The organism is Sphingomonas sp. P3_C5, from assembly GCF_056402635.1.
The window spans coordinates 142991-162540 of the sequence record NZ_JBFUHA010000011.1; the positions used below are offsets into that span (position 1 = coordinate 142991).

At 62.1% G+C, this 19550-nt stretch carries 14 protein-coding genes; 6 read left to right on the forward strand and 8 right to left on the reverse strand.

Features of this window, described 5'->3' with window-relative positions; translation table 11 throughout:
• Positions 1-15 precede the first annotated feature (15 nt).
• On the forward strand, positions 16-1251 hold the full coding sequence (locus tag AC1DVS_RS22695) for an outer membrane beta-barrel protein (protein WP_478026610.1): 1236 nt from the start codon (positions 16-18) through the stop codon (positions 1249-1251).
• Between the two features lie 43 nt (positions 1252-1294).
• Positions 1295-3418: a GumC family protein gene (locus AC1DVS_RS22700; protein WP_478026611.1), complete on the forward strand. Its 2124-nt coding sequence runs from the start codon at positions 1295-1297 to the stop codon at positions 3416-3418.
• 562 nt (positions 3419-3980) lie between these two features.
• Here the strand turns inward: AC1DVS_RS22700 and AC1DVS_RS22705 are convergent.
• Together AC1DVS_RS22705 and AC1DVS_RS22710 are read right to left on the reverse strand one after the other, a co-directional pair.
• On the reverse strand, positions 3981-5285 hold the full coding sequence (locus tag AC1DVS_RS22705) for an O-antigen ligase family protein (protein ID WP_478026613.1): 1305 nt from the start codon (positions 5283-5285) through the stop codon (positions 3981-3983).
• Positions 5286-5368: 83 nt separating this feature from the next.
• Positions 5369-7771: a WD40/YVTN/BNR-like repeat-containing protein gene (locus AC1DVS_RS22710; protein WP_478026615.1), complete on the reverse strand. Its 2403-nt coding sequence runs from the start codon at positions 7769-7771 to the stop codon at positions 5369-5371.
• Positions 7772-7985: 214 nt separating this feature from the next.
• Here AC1DVS_RS22710 and AC1DVS_RS22715 point away from each other — a divergent pair, with 214 nt between their 5' ends.
• The 3 genes from AC1DVS_RS22715 to AC1DVS_RS22725 all read left to right on the forward strand — a co-directional run bounded on the left by AC1DVS_RS22715 (position 7986) and on the right by AC1DVS_RS22725 (position 11075).
• The gene (locus tag AC1DVS_RS22715; RefSeq protein ID WP_478026617.1) at positions 7986-9278 is read left to right on the forward strand and encodes an MATE family efflux transporter; all 1293 of its coding nucleotides are present in this window, start codon (positions 7986-7988) and stop codon (positions 9276-9278) included.
• Positions 9266-10189 (forward strand): glycosyltransferase family 2 protein, encoded by a 924-nt coding sequence (locus AC1DVS_RS22720; protein WP_478026618.1) that lies wholly within the window; start codon positions 9266-9268, stop codon positions 10187-10189. Before AC1DVS_RS22715 ends, AC1DVS_RS22720 begins: the two co-directional genes overlap by 13 nt.
• A 79-nt stretch (positions 10190-10268) precedes the next feature.
• The gene (locus AC1DVS_RS22725) at positions 10269-11075 is read left to right on the forward strand and encodes a class I SAM-dependent methyltransferase (RefSeq protein WP_478026620.1); all 807 of its coding nucleotides are present in this window, start codon (positions 10269-10271) and stop codon (positions 11073-11075) included.
• Here AC1DVS_RS22725 and AC1DVS_RS22730 read toward each other — a convergent pair.
• From AC1DVS_RS22730 to AC1DVS_RS22750, 5 genes are all read right to left on the reverse strand, one after another.
• Positions 11043-12053 carry a GHMP family kinase ATP-binding protein gene (locus tag AC1DVS_RS22730; protein WP_478026622.1) on the reverse strand — a complete coding sequence of 337 codons (1011 nt, stop codon included), beginning with the start codon at positions 12051-12053 and terminating at the stop codon, positions 11043-11045. The two genes, AC1DVS_RS22725 and AC1DVS_RS22730, sit on opposite strands and share 33 nt — an antisense overlap.
• On the reverse strand, positions 12050-13351 hold the full coding sequence (locus tag AC1DVS_RS22735) for an HAD-IIIA family hydrolase (protein ID WP_478026623.1): 1302 nt from the start codon (positions 13349-13351) through the stop codon (positions 12050-12052). Before AC1DVS_RS22735 ends, AC1DVS_RS22730 begins: the two co-directional genes overlap by 4 nt.
• Positions 13348-14307, reverse strand: coding sequence for an SDR family NAD(P)-dependent oxidoreductase (locus AC1DVS_RS22740; RefSeq protein ID WP_478026624.1), 960 nt, complete (start codon positions 14305-14307; stop codon positions 13348-13350). The genes AC1DVS_RS22735 and AC1DVS_RS22740 overlap by 4 nt, the downstream gene beginning before the upstream one ends.
• Positions 14308-14310: 3 nt before the next feature.
• The gene (locus AC1DVS_RS22745; RefSeq protein WP_478026626.1) at positions 14311-14931 is read right to left on the reverse strand and encodes an SIS domain-containing protein; all 621 of its coding nucleotides are present in this window, start codon (positions 14929-14931) and stop codon (positions 14311-14313) included.
• Between the two features lie 81 nt (positions 14932-15012).
• Complete coding sequence (locus AC1DVS_RS22750) at positions 15013-16398, reverse strand: O-antigen ligase family protein (protein WP_478026628.1); 1386 nt, start codon at positions 16396-16398, stop codon at positions 15013-15015.
• A 157-nt stretch (positions 16399-16555) separates the two neighbouring features.
• Between AC1DVS_RS22750 and AC1DVS_RS22755 the strand changes: the two genes are divergently transcribed.
• A complete protein-coding gene (locus tag AC1DVS_RS22755; RefSeq protein WP_478026630.1) occupies positions 16556-18061 on the forward strand; it encodes an MATE family efflux transporter in 1506 nt (501 codons plus the stop codon).
• Here the strand turns inward: AC1DVS_RS22755 and AC1DVS_RS22760 are convergent.
• Positions 18046-19461, reverse strand: a complete 1416-nt coding sequence (locus AC1DVS_RS22760) for an O-antigen ligase family protein (RefSeq protein WP_478026632.1) — start codon at positions 19459-19461, stop codon at positions 18046-18048. The genes AC1DVS_RS22755 and AC1DVS_RS22760 overlap by 16 nt on opposite strands.
• Positions 19462-19550 lie beyond the last annotated feature (89 nt).

The window sequence follows — 19550 nt, forward strand, 5'->3', positions numbered from 1 at the left end:
ACTTCGTGCTGCGCGATGCCAGCCGCTGCGCAGACCGATTCGTCGGTGCTGGTTGATACGGCGATCCCGGACAATTTCGACCGCGACAGGAACGTCGGCGTTCTCGAGCGTCCGCGGCCGGACTATGAGCCGATCGGCGTTCAGCTCGGCAGCTTTATAGTGAAACCGCAGGTCGAAGTTGGCGCTGGCTACAACAGCAACATCTATCTGACGACAAACAATCCGACGGACTCGGGGTTCATCTACGCTCTGCCGAGCGTGAGCGCCACGTCCGACTGGGCGATTGACGAGGTGGCTTTGTCGKGGTCGGCGCTTCTGCGCCGCTATCTGAGCAACGGGCGACGCAATGAATCCTCTTACACGCTGCGAGCGCTGGGCAGGAAAGACATTGCGGGCGCCTTTTCACTTACCGGCGAGGGGCAATTCAGTAGGCTCTTCGAATCACCGCAGACCGGTGCGATCAATTCCTCGCTCTCGGTCCTGTCGAGCTATAATCGGAGCTTCTTCTCGCTTCGCGGCCAGTATCGCCAAGGGCAATCGCGCGCGATCGTTGCGCTCGATCGGACCAGCTTCAGCTTCAATGACATCGTCCAGCCCGGCGGCGTGATTGACCAGCGGGACCGCGATCGAATCGTATGGCGCGCAACCGGGGAATATCAATATGCGATCTCCCCCAGCCTGTCGCTCTACACGCAGGGAACCTACAGCAGGATCGACTACAGCATTCCCTTGTTCAGTGGGGTAGCCAATCGCAGTTCGCGTGGGTTTCGCATTGTCGGCGGTGTAAATTTTGACCTTGCGGGATTGATGCGGGGCAAATTGGGTGCCGGCTATATCAACCGGAACTACACGTCCGCACTCTACCACGATGCGTCAGGCGTCTCCGTCGAAGCGGATATTGAATTTTTCCCGTCGGCCCTGACAACGATCGGCATTGGCTTGGGGCGTACAGTCGAGGACACCAGCATAGCGAATACGAGCTCGTTCTTCGAAAACCGCGTACAGCTGCGGATCAACCACGAGCTCTTGCAAAACCTGATTCTCAACGGCGCTGTCGAATATCGGCGTCAGATTTATCAAGATTCGCCGAACCGGAATAATTTCTACCAAGCCACCGCGGGCGCCACTTATCTCTCTTCCCGGACGATTTCCTTGAATGGATCTCTCAACTACCTCCGGCGGACGACGTCGGGTTTCAGTAGCGGGTTTAACGAATTTCGGTTCCAGCTCGGCGTTACTTTTAGACGATAACATATTGCTGCCAACGCGCCAAAATCAAGGTGACTAAGTAATCATGAAAGTCAATTCCGATATTGAAGCTGACGAGGGCGGGCTCTCGAGCATCGTTGGACGAATTCGCCAAGTCCTGCTCATGCGATGGCTGACGCTCGTGATAGTCTCCGTTACGGTGTTTGCGCTTGGTGCCGGCGTGGTATTGATGCTCACACCCAAATACACCTCGACCACGCACGTCCGGATCGACCCGTCGCGCACACCCGTCGCGGCCGAGCAGCAATCGGATAGCCAGTCGCTTTCGCCGGAGGCGATCGAGACCGAAGTCACGATGATCAAGTCGGTAGACATTGCGCGCACGGTCGTCCGCAAATTGCGACTTCTCAATGATCCGGAATACAGCAAGGCAAGTGCCTCAAATGCGGCGATGTCGCCCGCGGACCGTGAAACGTCGGTCGCCGCCGCTCTCCTTGACCGGCTCGACGTCAATCGCGCCAAGTTGAGCTACATCCTCGGCATCTCCTTCACCTCCAAGGACCGGCTGAAGTCGGCAACTATCGCGAACGCCTTTGCCAATGAATATCTGTACGCCAAGGTCGGCTCCAAGACCGACGCTGCAGGCAAAAAAGCGACCTTCCTCAAGACCCAGCTCGATGCGCTGAGCGCCGACATCCGGGCGAAAGAAGCGCAGTTGGCATCGTATCAGGGGCAGGTTGGCATTGTCAGCGGTTTGACCTCCAATGGTGGATCGACCGGCACGATCGTCGATCAGCAGATTTCCCCGCTTTCCGGGCAGCTGGCCGAGGCTCGGTCCGAGGCGGCTCAGGCAAATGCCGTACTCAGCGCGGCGCGCAGCCAGCAGGCGCGCGGCGGGATCGATACGGTTGCCGACGTACTTGCCTCACCTGTGATCGGACAGTTCCGGACCCAGCGTGCTGAAGCGCTGCGGGATCTTGGCGACGTCTTGTCTCGCTACGGCGAAAAACATCCGGCGACGGTCGCCGCCCGGTCCAAGGTCGCGGATGCCGACGCCCAGCTCAAGGCCGAGTCCGAGCGCATCATGTCATCACTGCAATCGCGTGCCGCAGCTGCCAACGCACGGCTCGCCAGCCTGGAGGGGTCGATGGGCCGGCTCGCGAGCCAGCAGGCATCGAATGCCCGGAGCGCGGTACAGGGTAAAAGCCTCGACGCCGAGGTTACCACTGAGCGCGCGCAATATGATAAACTGTCCCAGAACCTCCTCGATATGCAGCAGGCAGCGACCAACCAGATCGCCCAGGCCGAGGTCATCGACGTCGCTACGCCTCCTTTGCGTCCGACATCGCCCAATAAGCCGCTGCTCCTCGCGCTGGTATTTCTTGTCGCACTTTCGGCTGGCGCCTCCACGGTAGCAGTGCAGGAAATGCTCGTATCGGGCCTGCGCTCAGCCGCCGATGTCGAGGAGCGGCTCGGCCTGCCACTGTTGGCGACGATCCCGAAAGAGCGTCACAAACACCCTGCAGATCTGCTGCTCGAAAAGCCTACCTCGCTCTTCTCTGAATCGATGCGCATAGCGCGCGCGTCGATCATGGGTGTGAGGGGCACGAGCGCGCCGCAGATCGTCGCCATTACCTCGGCACTGCCGAGCGAGGGCAAGACGACAACCGCCTTGGCGTTCGCTCGCACGCTCGCGGTCAACGGCCAGCATACCCTGCTGATCGACTGTGACGTGAGGCGCGCAGTGCTGCGCCAGCTGGTTGCCGATCAGAGCACCAGACCCGGCCTGGTCGAACTGCTTCACGGCAAGGCGAGCCTGGACGATACCATCGAGGCAAGCGGCGTCGAAAATCTCGATCACCTGCTCGTAAAGGAACCATTTTTCAGTTCCGGCAACCTTTTCGGCGACGGCAAGATGGAGCAGGTACTGGCGGGGTTGCGCGGCCGCTATGAGGCGATCGTGCTCGATCTTCCGCCGATCATGGGCCTGGCCGATGGCCGCTTCCTCGCGGTCATGGCAGATTCCGTCGCAATGGTCGTGCGCTGGGATGCGACGCCGGCGCAGGCAGCATCGGCTGCCCTCGCATCGCTGCAATCGGATGGCGCCAAGATGGCGGGCGTGATCTTCACGATGGTCGATTCCAGCGCTGAGGCGGTGGGAAGCCTGTATTATTCAAAGAAATATTCCGGCTATTATCAGCAGGCATGATTCAGGGGGCGTCGCGGAGCGCCTCATCAACACGCTCATGCTGGGCGCCCTTGCGGCGGCGGCAAGTGTCTCGGGCTATGTCCTTGCCCAGGACCATGTCGCTGCCTCCGCGGAGGCTCAGCTGAGAGATCAAACGGCTGCGTTCGATGCCGGTAAGGTCGATCTCCCGCCAACCCACGCATCGCAAAACGCAGTCCCGCGGGTGCGTTTCGCCGATGCACTGATGTCGGCGCGCGTAGCACAACGCCTTGCCATGGGAGATGCGCGCCGCGCACCCCTGCTTGATCGCGCCGCAGCCGAGCTCTCCACGCTGCAGAGCGCTCGCCCCTATTGGGGCGAACGCGCCGCTACCCTTGCCTTTGTCGAAATGTTGCGCTCTGGCGATGCCTCGCCGGCGGCATTGCGCGCGCTGAGTGAGAGCTATCGCGAGGCCCCCTATCTTCGCCAGTCGGGCAGCTGGCGCGTGGAATATGGGTTGCGCGAATGGGAGCAGCTGGATGCGGAAACGCACTCTCACCTGCTCGACGAAGCGGTCTGGCTCTCACGCGACGACGTCAAAATTCTAAACGGGATGCTCGACGCCATGCGGGGCACCGAAGCCTATCGCGGCTTTATGACCAGGTGGGTCGTCTCCCGCCGCGACGACGCCGATTTCGGGCCGGTTAATGGCCTGCCCCCACAATGATCCGGCCAGGAACATGGCGAGGCTAACCGGCGCCGGCATGTCGAGAACTAGGTCCACCATCGCGCAACTAACCAGGACGATCAGCAGCACCACGACAAGGAGGTGATCCCCCGTCCAGCGGCCGCGTAATGACCGGATCGTTTGCGCGGCGCCCACACCGGCGGCCGAGAGCAACAGCAGGAGATAGGGAAGCCCACCCTGGAGCATCAGCTGCAGGAAGAGATTGTGCGGCGAATTCCACGCCCACTCGGCCTGCGCGAAGCGCGGCGTCGTCAGGAAGTGGGCGTGGACGCTCGAAAAGGTCCCCAGCCCATATCCTGTAAACGGCCGCTGCATCGCTACCTCAAGCAAATGAGTCCAGGCCGAAAACCGGTCGTCATTGCTCGCCCCGATGCTCGAGAAGCGCTGCCTCAGCACCAAGTCCGAGGTGAGGAACCAACCCGCGCCGATCGCCCCCACCCCGATGGCAAGGACGCGCCAGATCATCTTCCGCCGCCGCTTGATCAGCCAGTCGAACAGATAGGCAAGGATCACGACACTCATCACGACGGCGGTGAAGCGTGATGCGGTGATGATCACCACGCCGATCGGAAGTGCCGCCAAAGGGATGAACAGCGAGTGGGTGACACCAGACTGGTCGCCCCAGCGCTGCACGAGACCACGCGTGCCACCGAGCAATCGGGCGACTGCAATGATGGCACAACATGCCGCCACCGCTGCCGTGACGTTCGCATTGGCGGCGACTCCGGTGAATCGGCCCATTCGTTCCAGGGTCCAGAAAGGCAGCATCACGTCGACACCCGTCTCCCTGAACAAGAGGCCGGCAACGAGGAAGAGCGTGTTGAACAACAAAAGCCAGTCGAGGATAGCGCGCCGCTTGCGCCGCCCGCGCGACATCAAGGCGCCGATCAGCAGCGCGGAGAATCCGGAGATCAGCGACAGTAGCTTGCCCAGCGCATAATCGGGAAAGGCATCCAGCGTCAGGAACGTGATTGCCGTGACCCAGCATATCGCGCCCGCAACCAATGCGAAGACGATCTTGCCCCGCCCCCAGAAATCGAGGCCCGGCGGTGCCTTCCATAGTAGCGCTGCGAGCAGGCAAGTGTTGAGCAGGCACGAAAGTGCCTGACCCCAGCCACCGTCAAATGCCCGGAACATCATCCCGCTGCTGATGACAGCCACGACGAAGGGAACCGGAAGCGGCCCTGTTTCCGCGCTTTTTTCCTCGCCCGTGACCGGCGAGCGATTGAATTGGGAGAAAGCCCTCATCGAGCGGGCGTCGCAAAACACTCGCGATCATCGCCGAACTTGACCGGTGCTGCGGCACACGGCGCGGGTTCGCCGTAAATCCAGCCGGAACCGACATAGCCGATATAGATTCGGCCAAATATGTCCTTGTCCCCTTCCAGCACATTGACCTGATCGAGCCGGCCAAGCGGTAAGTCTGCGATCCTCTGCCAATGCGCTGCATTGTCGACCGATCGCCAGATACCGGGAGCGCCCGAAACGCGCCCGCTGATGAAGATCGTCGGATACTCGCTGCCCGGCGCCGACTTGCCGAATGCCACATCGTCGACGCGATCGACATCTGGAACGATGGTCCAGCGCGCACCGCCGTCGATCGAACGCCGCAACCGGCTATCGCTGCTCGACGCGACTGATGCCGTAAAGAAAAGATGCCCCGCCTTGCCCGGCACCGAGCGAAGCTTGGCTGCGAATTGGCTGTCGGGAGCAATATCGCCAGTAAACGCCCTGCTCCAATGCACACCGCCGTCTTTCGTGCGCCAGAGCCCCTTCAAGTCGGGGTTCGTCGGATTGCCGCTATGGACCATGTAGAAAGTACCCGGCAGGACCCGATCGGCCGCCAGCGTACGTCGTGGCAACCAGAGGCTGTCGAACGAGCCGGTAAGCGGCAGCTGCTCGCCCGACAGGACGACGCGCTGCCACGTGGCGCCACGATCCCGCGTATAGAAGGGTGACAGATTGCGCGCCGGAACCCAGACGATATTGCTGGTGGAATCCGCCGCGACCGCGATCGTCCCGAAGGCCATTGCATGCGGATCACTGGCCAGCGTTCCCGGCGGCACCGGCAATGTCGGGAATTTCTGCCAGTGATCGCCGCCATCCACGCTGAAGCCCGCCAGAACGGCATCGCCATCCTCGGAGCAGCAGCCCAGCCTGGTATCCGAGGCGTTGGTGACGACAAACAAGGGATCGGCCGGGCTCCAGTCGAGCTTCTGCGCGGCGATCAGGTCTCGGGTTTTCGGGCCATAGGCGGTCGAAAAGCTGTTGAGGTCGCGCTTGACATGAATGCCGAAATCCAGCGCCGCGAACAGAGGCGCCCGCCCCGGCCGCTGAATGACATCCTCGGCCACCAGTTCCTCAATGCCCCGCACTTGGCTGTGCCAGGTGATTTGCTCGGCGCAGCCCTCAGCGAGGTCGGCGCGATATACGCCCGTTCCCGCCCCGACCCAGAGGCGGCCATGAACGACCGGATCGAACTGGATCTGCCCCGAGGCAAAAAAGCCGGTGTGAAGCCGCGCGAGCCACGGCGGCTCGCGGTCGGACGGAGCGACCGCGTGATCCATCCCGACCCAGGTTTCGCCCTGATCGCTCGAACACCACGCCTTTCCGCCCTGATCGGTAATGATCACGCGCTTGCCGCCGGGCTCGACCGCAACCCCTGCAAAGGCAGCCGAGGGCAGGCTCGTCCCGGTCAGCGCATGCCACTGATTCCCGCGCAATATCCAGGCCCTGCCGGCTTCTCGATCAAGCGCGATAAAGCTGCCGTCATGCGTGAATTCCCCGCGAGCGATGGTGAGTGGGCCGGCGCCGGCCGCGAGGGGAGCAAAGGCGGCATCCGCACTCGGCGCTACGTAAAGTCCGTGCCCGGGGACTGCCGCGTACACCCCCGTCGACGGAGCAGGCGCGAACCAGAGGGCTATACCCGCCGTCTGCAGGCCCGGTTCGCCGGGTCGCAGGTCAGCACCTGGCGGTACTTCGGTGACCTTTGCCCAAGTCTTCCCGCCATCGCCGGTTCGCCACAGCCCATCCCCTGGCGTACCAAGGAAGAGCCGGTCGGGATCTTTCGGGCTAACGGCCATGAAGGGGCCGTTGAAGCGAAAGGCCGAATTCGCATCCCAGGAGAGTGGGAATGGCACTTTCTTTGTAGCCGACTCGAACCGCGCGCCGCCATTGTCCGAGCGGAAGACCTGCCCGGAAATTGCCAGATAGAGTCGCTCGGGATTGCCGGGCGCGACGGCAATCTCATAAGCGCCGTGCACCGCACCCCTGGAACTGACGAACTCCTCGGGCATGGAAGCGGACGTTGCGAGTTGCACCCAGCGATCCAGCGATTGGTTCCAGACATAGGCGCCGTGCACATCACTGCGGGCGAGGAGCCGTTGCCCGGATGCGTCCACTGCCAGGCCGGTTATGTAGCCGCCGCCGCCAATCGCAACCGGCCGCCACAGATAACGCTCATCACGAACCGGGCCGGGTGCCGAAGAGAGGCCAGTCGGGGAAACGCTGGGCGGAAGGGGTTTATCGTTATTTCCGGGGATCAGCAGGATCAACGCCAATGCAGCGAATATGGGCAAGAAAAACACCCCTACAGCGCGGATGACCGGCCATGCTGCCCGATCCGCCTTGGCTACGATCGCATGCATTCCCCGGTCCGCTCGCCCATCTGCCGGCTGACGGAGTCGCGCAGCAGACAAGCGATCGTAGCACCGACTTTGCTGCACCGCAAAATAACCGTGATTTTATGTGTCGGCGCCCCTAATGACAATGCGCATTGGTGAGACGGAAGGCGCGGCTGGTTTGTTCGAATCGCGATCCCTTGTTCGAATAGCCCGTTACCTGACCGCCATGGCGGGTCCGGTGGGGTCGGCTTTCGCGCAGTTCATCCTGTCGCTCATCCTCCTGCATGAGATGGCGCCGCACGCCTATGGCATCTTCTCCCTGATGCTCATCCTCTCCCAATTCAGCTGGGGCGTATGGACCGCATTGTTCTGCGCGCCGCTGCCGGCGCTCCTGCGCGACGCGGCGACGGATGAGAAAACCCGCGTGATTCAGCAACTGATGGCGGCAAATCTGATCGGGGCGGCGTTCGCCTTCGTAATCTTCGCCCTGATCGGCCGCGCCCTGGCAATCGACTGGCCGGCCGCGCTGCTGTTCGCCGGCTATGCCGCTATGGCGCTCCTGCGCTGGTTTGCACGCGCGCATGCTTATGCTCTTGGCCGCCAGCTCGCGGTGACGCGTTCAGATCTCAGCTATGCGGCGATCATGATGTGTGCGCCGTTCCTGCTGAAGGTCGAACCCGCCGATCCGTTGCGCATGACCGCCGCTGCGCTGCTGATCGCTGCAACGGTCGGATTGCTCAGCTTTGGCCGGACCTTTCTGCAGAGCCAGTTCATCACGGTCCGCCCGGCCAGGGCGCGCGGCTATATCCATGTCTGGCGGCAGCACTCGGGCTGGTCGCTCCTGGGCGTGGTGACGACGGAATCGACCGCAAATGCACATGCCTATCTCGTAACATTGCTCCAGGGGCCTGCGGCATTCGCGCCGATTGCAGCGAGCAGCCTCCTGATCAGGCCCTTCACCGTCGCGATGAACGCAATGATGGAGTTCGAAAGACCGCGGCTCGCGCTGGCGGTCAGCGCCGAGGGGGCATCGACAGTGCAGCCCGCGATGCGCCTGTTCAGGCTGATCATGCTGCTGATATGGGCCGGCACTGCGGGCGCCGCCGTGCTCCTGCTCTATCTGGCGCCAGGCGCCGTATTCGGCACGCGCTATTCGTTCGATTTTCTCGCTGCAAGCGGGGCCTTGTGGATGGGCGTCGGCCTCGCCCGACTGATGCGCGCTCCGGAGAGCGCATTCCTGCAGGCGATCGGAGCATTTCGCCGGCTGGCCTTCGCCAGCGTCGTATCGGGCGGCTGTTCGATCGTGGCGGTTCTGGTGCTTCTCGCGATCTTCGGAACCCTGGCTTCCCTTGGCGGCATCCTGATCGGTGAAACGGTATTCGCCGTGATGATCTGGCGGCAGACGCGCCGCTCGCTCGCTGAACTGGACTATGCCGATCTCTCGCCGCTAGGTTCGGCCCGGGGCGAGAGGGAGGTCGGCCGGGATTCCCTTCTCGCGAGCGAGGTAGAGCAGCTGCAATGTCCGAGGTAAGTGTCGTCATCCCCACTTTCGGGCGCCCAAAGCTCGTCGTGCGTGCCGTTCAGAGCGTGCTGGCGCAGACGATGCGGGATCTTGAAGTGATCGTGGTGATCGATGGCGATGATCCGGCAACCGTGTCGGCCCTCGCCGCAATCGATGACGACCGCCTGCGTTCGATCGTCCGGACGGAAAAGGGCGGCGCCGGTGTCGCGCGTGACGCAGGCGCGGCGGCGAGTGCCGGTCGGTGGGTGGCGTTTCTCGACGACGACGACGAATGGCTGCCGGAAAAACTCGAGCGGCAACTTGCAGCGGCACCCGACGAACGCTGCGTCTTGTCGACCCTGTTTCGCATCGTGTCGCCGATCGGGGAGCGTATCAGCCCCACCCTGCCCTATCGGGGCCGGCAGCCGATCGACGAGTGGCTGTTCGGTCGCCATTCCTGGCTGCGGGGCGGCGAAGCGATGATACAGACCTCGGCGCTCATATTCCCGCGCGCGATGTTCGATATTCTGAATTTTCGCGACGTGCGCCAGCACGAGGAATGGGAATTGTGCATCCGTGCCGTGAAGCAGCTCGGCTACCGGTTCGTCACCGTCGAGGAACCCCTTGTTGTCTATTATGCTCCGCAGGGCGGCCCCTCGCTGAGCAAGACCTACAGGCTCGAGAAGTCGATGAGCTGGATCGACGACATGGACGATCTGGTGACGCCGCGCGCCTATAGCGGCTTTGCGCTGACCGTCGCCTCACAGGTGCCGCCCGAGGGCAGGCGCGGACCGGCCTTGGCGGGCCTGCTGCGCGCTGCGTTCGTGAAGGGCCGGCCGACGCCGCGCCAGCTTTTCGCCTTCGCTTTGATATGGCTTGTCCCGCATGATATGCGAAAGCGCGTGCGCACACGCGTGGCGCAGCAGCCCGTCAAGGTCTGATGGTGCGGCAGGTGACGCGCTTCCAATTTGGCGGGATGATGCGTCGTCCCGCAGCAATTCTTCGCGCATGGGAACGAAAATGAGCGAATTCGCGCTGTTCTACGACACTGCGTTACAGTCCCCCACCCCCTATCATGCCCGCGGAAGCTATTTCGCCAAGGCGCTCGATCGGATGGATCGGACATTCGAAGTGATCCGTCCGCTGGTTGCGGGCAAGACCGTCATCGATGTCGGCGCTTCCCCCTTTTATCTGCTGTATCGGTGCAAAAAGGCGGGCGCAGCCCGCGCGCACGGCGTCTTCTTCGCGAACGACGATCACCCGCTGAAGGACAGCGCCGAGATCTACTCGGACGCCGGACCGATCGAGCTCAGCCACGCGAACATGGAGGCGGACGGGTTTCCCTTTGCCGATGACAGCGTCGATGTCGTCACCGCGTGCGAGATTCTCGAGCATTTCGACCATTTTCCGGTCTCGTTCGCGCGGGAGGTGCGCCGAGTCCTGAAGTCCGATGGCTATCTCTGCATCACGGTCCCTAATGTGTCAGCGATCGGCAACATCATCAAATTGATATTCCAGCGGAATATCTATTATCGCTATAGGGCCGATCATACCGGCCGGCACAAGCACGAATATACCATGTCTCAACTGAAGGCGTTCATCGCCTATCTGGGCATGGATGTGGTGCGCGCGGGCTACATGCCTTCCCCCACGTCGGACAAATTCATGTTTCGCCCGCTCTACCGTGCGCTAGCGCGAATCCCGTTCCTCCGGAGCTATTCGCCGGTCCTCTATGTCCTGGCCCGGCAACGCACCGTCAAATCGACCAGCGACCTGTCGGTAATGCCGCCGGCTTTATTCGACGATGCGCTGTCGATCGAGGCTTGAGGATTCGTCCGAGTAGATAATCGCTGTGCCGATCTCGTCGAGGCGGACACTATAAGCGGGATACTGCGGCAGCGCTGCGATCACCGCATCGCGCGCTTCGCCAACGGCATAGATGAGCAGGAATCCCGAGCCGCCGGCGCCAAGCAGCTTGCCGCCGATCGCACCGGCATCAAGCGCCTTCTGATAGGCATCGTCGATCATCGCGTTGCTGATGCCGCTGGCGATGCGCCTTTTGCGCATCCATCCCTCGTGAAGATAGTGCCCGACCGCGTCGATATCATGGATGATGTCGCCGCGCAGACCTTCGGCCTGCGCAGCCATGGCGCGCAAGTCGTCGATCGCCGCACCGCCCTGCGCTATCACCTTCGCCTGTGTCGCGAGGATTTCGCTCGCTGAACGCGATCCCCCCATATAGAGCATCACCAGATTGCTCTCGAGCCGGTGTCGCATGTCGAGCGTCAGTGGCACGACTTCGTAGGTAACGCCTTCGTCGGGATGAAAGCGGATCAATTTCATGCCGCCGATCGAGCAGCCATATTGATCCTGCTTGCCGATCGGTTCGCCCAGGCGGTTGATCTCGACATCACAGGCTTCAGCGGCGAGCGCGGAACGGCTCACATAGCTGCCCTGATAGGCATAGCAGAGATTGAGGAGCCCGACCGTGAAGGCGCTCGATGAACCGAGGCCGGTCCCGGCCGGCACATCAGCGCTTGAATTGAAATCCACGCCCGATATGCCTTTGGACCGGAAAACCTCGCGGATGATCCGATGCTGGATCATGTCCACCGTATCCGGGGTCTCCAGCTGGGAATATTTGAGAATATAGCTCTCGCCGCCAAAATAGTCGTGCATTGAGAGGTACACGTAACGCGCGATCGACATGCTGAGCACCGCACCGCCATGTTCGCGGTAGAAGCTGGGCAGATCAGTGCCCCCGCCGCAAAAGCTGATGCGCAACGGTGTTCGGGAAATGATCATGAGAGTTCTGACAAAGCATGAGTGACCGCGTCCATCAGGCCAGCCGCGACATGGTCCGGCACGATAGTGGGATAGAGGTGCTGATCGGGGGCGAGTCCTTCTTCGCCAAGCAGAATTCCGCGACTACCCGCGGCTTGTGCGGCGGCGACGTCGCTCAGCCGATCGCCGATCAGCCATGAGCGGCCAAGATCGATCCGGTGCCGCTCGGCCGCGGCCTTCAGCATTCCCGCGGCTGGCTTGCGACACTCGCAAGGGATCTTCAGGGCGGGCACTTCACCGGGCCAGCCGAGCTCGGGGTGATGAGGGCAAAAGAACATATCGTCGAGATAGGCCTGACCGCGTGCCAGTCCGGTATCGAGCGCCGCACTGACCGCACGAAGATCGTCGAAGCTCATCAGGCCCTTGGCGATATCGGGCTGATTGGTAATGCAGATTGCCGGCACCCCAGCCAGATTGACGGCCCGCACCGCGGCTGCCGCCTCATCCGTCAGCGCCAGGGACGCAGCATCATGCACGCCGTTGATTTCGACATTGAGCACACCATCCCTGTCAAGAAAGATCGCCGGCTTTGCCTCTCGCAAGCTCAGTCGCGCGACCCGACCCGATGCAAGATCGGTCTCACCGCGTACCACCCGATCGGGCGTACCCATGTCCTTTATATATTCGACGCTGCGATAGGCGCACAGCATCTCTCCGGCGTCGAGCATCGCTGGAAAAATGTCATGTGCCCAGTCGCTTGCGCCACCATCAGAGACGTAATCGATCGCGGCAGGGTCGAGCACATAGAGCGCCGCACTGACGAGATTGGGCAGCAATGCGCCGTCGGCGTGCGGCTTGGTGAACAGTCTGACGATCCGCCCGCTCTCGTCGGCCTCTACAAGGTCGCTGTCTTGCGGATGATCATTGGGATGAACGAAGACCGTCGCGAGCGCGCCTGATTTCGCGTGGAAAGCAGCCATCCGGCCAAGATCGACATCAAGCAGCGTGTCGCCGTACAGGAGCAGGAAGGGTGCGTCGAACAGCGCTCGCGCCGCGCGAACCGCACCTGCCGTGCCCAGCGGCGTATGTTCACGGACATGGGCGATGCGGACACCGAATCTCTCGCCATCGCCGAAATGCTCTTCAATCACTTCGGCCATATAGCCGGTCAGCAGTATGATATCGGTCAGGCCGGCCTGCCGGGCGGTCTCGATCAGCCGCTCGAGCAACGGCGTGCCGCCAACCATCACCATGGATTTTGGCCGGTCAACCAGGCCGAGCCTGGTTCCCTTGCCGCCCGCAAGGATGGCAATTTTCACGAAGTCGCCTCGATCGCCCAGCGCGCCGCCGCACGGACAGCTCCCTCGGAATCGAGCCGCGGCGACCAACCGAGCTCGCGCATCACGCTGGTGTCATATTCGACCGAGGGAACGTCGCCGATCCACCCGCGGTCACCGCCGCCATAGACGATCTCGGCCGGCCGGCCCCATGCCTCGACGACAATCTCCGCCATCCGCTTGACGCTGCACCGCGTCGAGCCGGCGATGTTGAACAGGTTGACCTCGGCGGTCATGCGTTCCCAACCGAGAAGGATCGCATCGACCAGATCGTCGACGTGCAGATACGGCTTGATCTGCGTACCGTCGCCAAGCACGTCGAGGCGCTCCGGTGTTCGCCGCAGCTTGCCAACGAAATCGTAGATCGCACCGTGCGTCAGCCGGTCGCCCACGACATTGGGAAAGCGGGGTATCCAGGCGCGGATGCCGTAATTGGCCGCGTAGGACGAGATGAACGCCTCGGATGCAAGCTTGGCGGCCCCATAATGCGATATCGGCAGTAACGGCCCATGGCTTTCGCCGAGGGCGCCGACCGCATCGCCGTAAACGGCAGAGGTCGAGGCAAAGACGATCTGACGCACCTGGTGGCGTCGCATCGCTTCAAGCACAGAAAAGCTGGTATCCAGGGTTGCGCTATAGTCGACGCCGGGATCGGCATGGCTGCGCGCGATGTCCGAATTCGCCGCGAGATGGAAGACGGCATTGAACCCTTCCCGCTCGAACAAAGTGTCCAGAGCGGCACGATCGGTCACATCCATTTCGATGAAACCGAAACGATCGTTCGCCGTAAGCCCGGCCAGGTGTTCGCGGCGCCCCAAGACCAGATTGTCCACGGCGAGAACCCGGTGTCCGCGCGTGACAAGTTGTTCACAGACATGGCAGCCGATAAATCCGGCGCCACCGGTAACGAGGATGGAAATCGCATCGCTAACAGGCATCGGCTAGGCTCCGTCGCGTCGGCACGCGATAAACTGCGCCAGGATATGCATGATCGACTGATGTGCGTCTTCGACGATCCCGTAATTCGAGGCATCCACATGAAGGGAGATGTCGACAATGTGCCTGAGCTTGCCGCCGGAAAAGCCGCTCAGTCCGATCGTTGTGACGCCTCTCGCCGCCGCCGCCGCAACACCCGCAAGGATATTGGGACTGTTGCCCGACGATGAAATCGCCAGCAGCACGTCACCGGCCTTGGCCAAAAACCCGATCTGTCGGGAGAAGACTTCGTCGAACCCGAAATCGTTGGCGATCGCCGAGTAGAGCGCGACGTTCGAGGTGAGCGATCCTACCTCAATCGTCGGATGGCCATCGACATGCGTACCCTTGACGAGGTCACAGCATAAATGATCGGCAATCGCCGCAGATCCGCCATTGCCGATCGCATGGATGCGCGCGCCTCGCGCGGCCGATTCCTCAATGGATGCGCGGGCAAGCTCAAGCATCGCCATGTCGACGGTTCCAAGTGCATGGCGGAGCCTATCGGCGTAGTCCGAGAAATAAGCGGAAATAGAGGCGGTATTGCAGATTTCATTGCGATGCCGCGGATCATCAGAACTCAACATGGTCTACCTTCCGTAGCGGCCATCTTGCCATAGCTGCACTGCACAATCTCGCAACCCCGAAGGCAACCCGATTCGCGTGCGCTACGCCGCACGCATGTTCCGCAGCGGTGCGGCCGGACGATGTGCGTGTGCAGCAAATCCCACAAAGGCCGGCCTCCGATAGGGGCGCAACCAATTCGGGCCAGCATCGCGCGTAATCAGGGTGAGCAGTGCGAGGGCAGTCATCAACATGATCTCGCCGATCGTGTCCCGATCGAGCAGCGATGTCTCAGTGGCGTTTTGGGTGACGCAAAAGGCAATCATCGCAATGACCAGCGCGCCGCGCTGCCCTTCGGCCGCCCGGCTCGAGAGCAATCGCATCATCGGCAACGCGAACAGCACAATGATTGCGAGCAGCAGGCCAGGCAGGCCGATCGTGACCAGCAGATCGAGATAACCATTATGGCCCTGCCCCAGCGTTACGACCCAGCCCTTGGCGTATCGAAAGATGGGGCTGCCCGCCCCGACGTCCCAAAATGAGCCGAAGCCCGCTCCAAGATAATGACTGTCCCGCGCGAAATCGAGCAGCGGCACCCAGATGTCCGACCTCCCGGAGAGCAATTTGGGGTCGCTGGGGTATAATATCTTGTTGACCTGTATGGCGCCGAACACCGCGCGCACCGCAAACAGCGTCAGGACGGACGTCACGAGCAATGTCATACGAAAACGGGCGCGGTAGGCGAGAAACAGGAAGCCAATGAAGGCGGTTCCCACGCACGCGCCCATCGACGTTCGCGAACCCGTTTTGAACAGCAGAAACGTCGCCGCCGCGAGTACGCCGTACCGAAGGATCGGCGACAACCGCCCCCCACCAAACAGGAAGGCAAGGATTGCAAAGGCTGTCGCGGCGGCGGTGATGTTCTTCTGCATCATGAATCCGCACCAATCGCCAATCAGGTTCTTGTCGAGAACGTCATTGGCCTGGTGAATCCCGATTCCGGGCAACAACAGGGCCGTCGCGATGTTGCCGAAAACCGCGAGTGCGAGCACCAGGCGGAGAGCGCCGAGCGTGCGCGAATAGCCGAGCTCCGACGCGGCGGCGAAAATAGACCAGATGATGAGCGATGTCAGAATCAACCGCCGAAGCCCACCGCCGGGGGCAATCGACCAGAGCAATGTAACGGCGCAATAGGCCAACAGCAGCACGATCGGCCAAGGGACGACAACCATGCGAGACGGTTGCATCAGCGGCCTGATCCCAATCAGGATCAGCAGCCCGACGACGAGATACAATGTCTGCCGAAAGGCACTGCCCGCCGCATCCCCCAGATCGCTCCCGCCAGTCATGGCGGGCCCTACCATCGCCAGTCCGAGCAACAGAGCGAAAGCGATTTGCAACAATGCCAGCCAGGGCGACGCGCTGTTGATCCGTGAACTCGACATGGTCACGAAGCGCGAAAACCTGGCATGTTCCGAATGGATCGACATTATGGATTGCGAACTACCAGCGCGGGATGGGGATCAAGTAAATGACTAGGGTCGAATAAGCGGTCAATCGGTTACGTCGCATGCCTTGCCCATGAGGGTTGTAACTTGATGGGCCGTGCCCCAACGACAGGGCTCTCATGGCGGTGGCGAGCGGGCAATGCGGAACAGTGCGGCGGTATTCCTCAGCGGACGGCTGACCTCGCTTGTCGTCCTGCTGGGTTTCCAGATCCTCGTCGTGCGTCTCCTCCCGATCCCCGAATATGCGCGCTTCGCGCTCGTCTTCGCATGGGCAACCCTCATGCAGACGGTCATATCTTTCGGCATACCCAGGCTGATTCCCAAATATGTCGGTCAGGCCGGAACCGGTCTCTGGCCTTCGGCGGTGCGGCGCCTGGTCGTCTCTATCCTCTCCTTCCGCGTTATCGGAAGCGCGATCGCCATCGTGATCGCCTACTGGATCGCCACCTGGTTCGGCCTGGCAGAAAAAGTCGATCCGCGATTTCTGCTGACGGCGTCGCTCTATATCCTCATCAGCCTGGTGCAGGTCGATGCCGACGCGGTCGCCCAGTCGCTTGGCCTGCAACGCGCTTCGCGTGCCGCACTGATTGGAGAAGCGTCGCTCCGGCTGATCCTGGTCGCAGCAGCCGCGGTCGCTGGGGTAGCGACAGGCGCTACCAACATATTGGCCATTGCCACGCTGACCGCCTTCGTCGCCTCTGCATATTTGATCGCCCAGATCCTTCGCGCGCTGAGACACCTGCCCAAAGGAGATACCGTGCAGCGGCTGAACCGTCGCGAATTCCTGGCGACCGGGACGAGCGGCTATGCGAGCGCCCTGGCTTGGTTCGCCTCAAGCCCGGCCATCGTGCGACTTATCGCCGGCCGTGTTCTCGAGACGCTGGCATTCGCCGGCTTTTCGTTCACCCAGACACTGGCAATGAGCTTCCAGCGCTACACGCCGGGCATGCTGCTGTTTCCATTCGTCGAGCCGGCGGTCATGCGGCACTATGCCAGATCGGGTGACCAATCGCGCCTGGAAGCGGTGCTTTCCCTAGTGACCAAGGCCGACATGATCGCAATTGGCGCAGCGATTGTCGGTACCATAGTCTCTGGACAGGCAATCATCGCGGTGATGACCGGCGGGCGGTACGCCGCAGCGGCAACGGCCCTGCCCTGGTTGCTCGGCTATCTGCTGACCAGTTCTGCCTATCGCGCCTTCGAGATCGTCGCGGTAGCGCTGAACGCCGCCTCGGCGCTGTTTCGCACGCTCACGCTCAGCCTGGTCTGGCTCGCCGCCGCCTTGCTGCTCGCGCCGCGCTTCGGGCTCATCATACTCCTGCTTTGCCCGGTCGCCGATTCGCTGTCGCGCCTGTGGCTGATGTACGCAGCCCTCAGGCGGCGAGGCATACGCAAGGTGATCGACCTCCGCATCGCCGTAACCGTGTCGCTGCTGGCGACATTCTGCGCGGGGGCCGGTGTGTGGATATCGCGCCAGCTCAGCCCCACGCCGGTCAATATCATTGGGGTCGGAATCGTGGCGGGATCCGCCTTCCTGCTACTGGTCTTTCTCGTGAGGCCGCTGCGCGCGCATGAGGCCGAGGTCATCATCGGCGATCGCACCGGCAGGTTCGCGGCATATCTGGGGCGCTATGCCCGCGCCTGAACGGGCTCAGCCATTTTCGGCCTCAGGCCTCTCGAACGTCGAACCTGACGGCGCGCACGCGGCACCGACAACAAAGCGATGAACGCGAACAGCCCAAGTCCGCCCATTGCGGTGAAGGGCCGGTCGCTCGATTCGGTCATGCCGGATATGATCCACCCGATTGCGATGCCGGACAGGGCCAGCGCCGCCTGCGCTTCGCCGCCGCCCGCAAGATAGAGCCGCCGCGCGGCGATCCAGGCAAAGGGCAGGATAAGCAGGAACAGCGCCAGGCCCACAAAACCCGTGCCGAGCGCAATGTCGAAAAAGGCGTTGTGCGGATCGGACAGGCCAGTCGTGCGTATCAATTGATAGGAGAAATCGCCGTAGGTCATCGCGACATAGCCAAAGCCGTTAAAGGGCTGGCTGAAGAAGCTGTCGGTGGCCAGCCTCCACACCACCGTACGGCCCGAGAAAGTATCGTCGCGGCCGAGCGCATCGAGAATCGCCGCGACCGACCAGTACAGCGCGAGTGCCGCGGGCGCGCCGATGATGATCGCCTTGGTGCGCGTCTTCGGGCTGGCCATGACGCACCCCCATACTGCCGCCACCGAAATGACGACCATGGCGAGGGCACTGGCCGATGTCGTCATAGCCGCGGTGAAGATCAGCAGCGCGAAAATGCCCCATTTTAGGATGCGCGACGGCACGACCTCCTTCCCAAGGAAGAAAATGCCGGCTGCGAAAAAGGCGGAAACATGGCCCAGGAAGTTCTTGTGTAGATACACCCCGCGCCAGGCGCCGGCATGGACATTCTGGGTTGCGTCAGTGATCTGGTGAATGCCGTATGCCGGCAGCACCAGCGCATAGGCAATCGACGTCACCGCCATGATCACGGCAGCGACCACGATCGCGCGTGCAAGGTCGACGGGTCGGAGCTGCTGCGCGATCAGGAATCCGGTGAGCCAGAGCGCGACCAGCGCCGCGACACCGTGCCATGTCACCGCCGCATCATCCGACCAGAGAATCGAGAGCGCGGCCCAGACGGTGAATGGAATCACCGGCAGCAGCTGCGGCAGGCCGCGGAACACGGCGCGGATCCTCGGGATCATGAACAGGCCGGCCATCGCCAGCACGCCGGCGCGCACGAGGTAAAGCAGCACCTGCGAATTGTCCGACTGGCGCATGTTGCTGATGTTCAGAAGTACCCGAACGTTCGGATCTTCATGGATCAGCGTGAAGGTGAAAGGGCTGGTCAGCAGGAAGATACAGGCGCCGAATATGAACAGCCGGATCACCCCGGCGCGATCCTCGCGCGCGCGGCGGGAACGCCCCCTCGAACCAGGCGAGCCTGCCACCTCGGATACGGCGGCGTCCGCCTCTGGCGCCGCCGCGCGTTCAAATCCGATTTCGGCATCCGTCATGCTCGATCCGCCCCGCGTCGCAGTTCAATGGCGCTCCGGTAGCTGACGCAGCCACAGGTCGGAAGCAAGGATTAATCAAACATCATCGG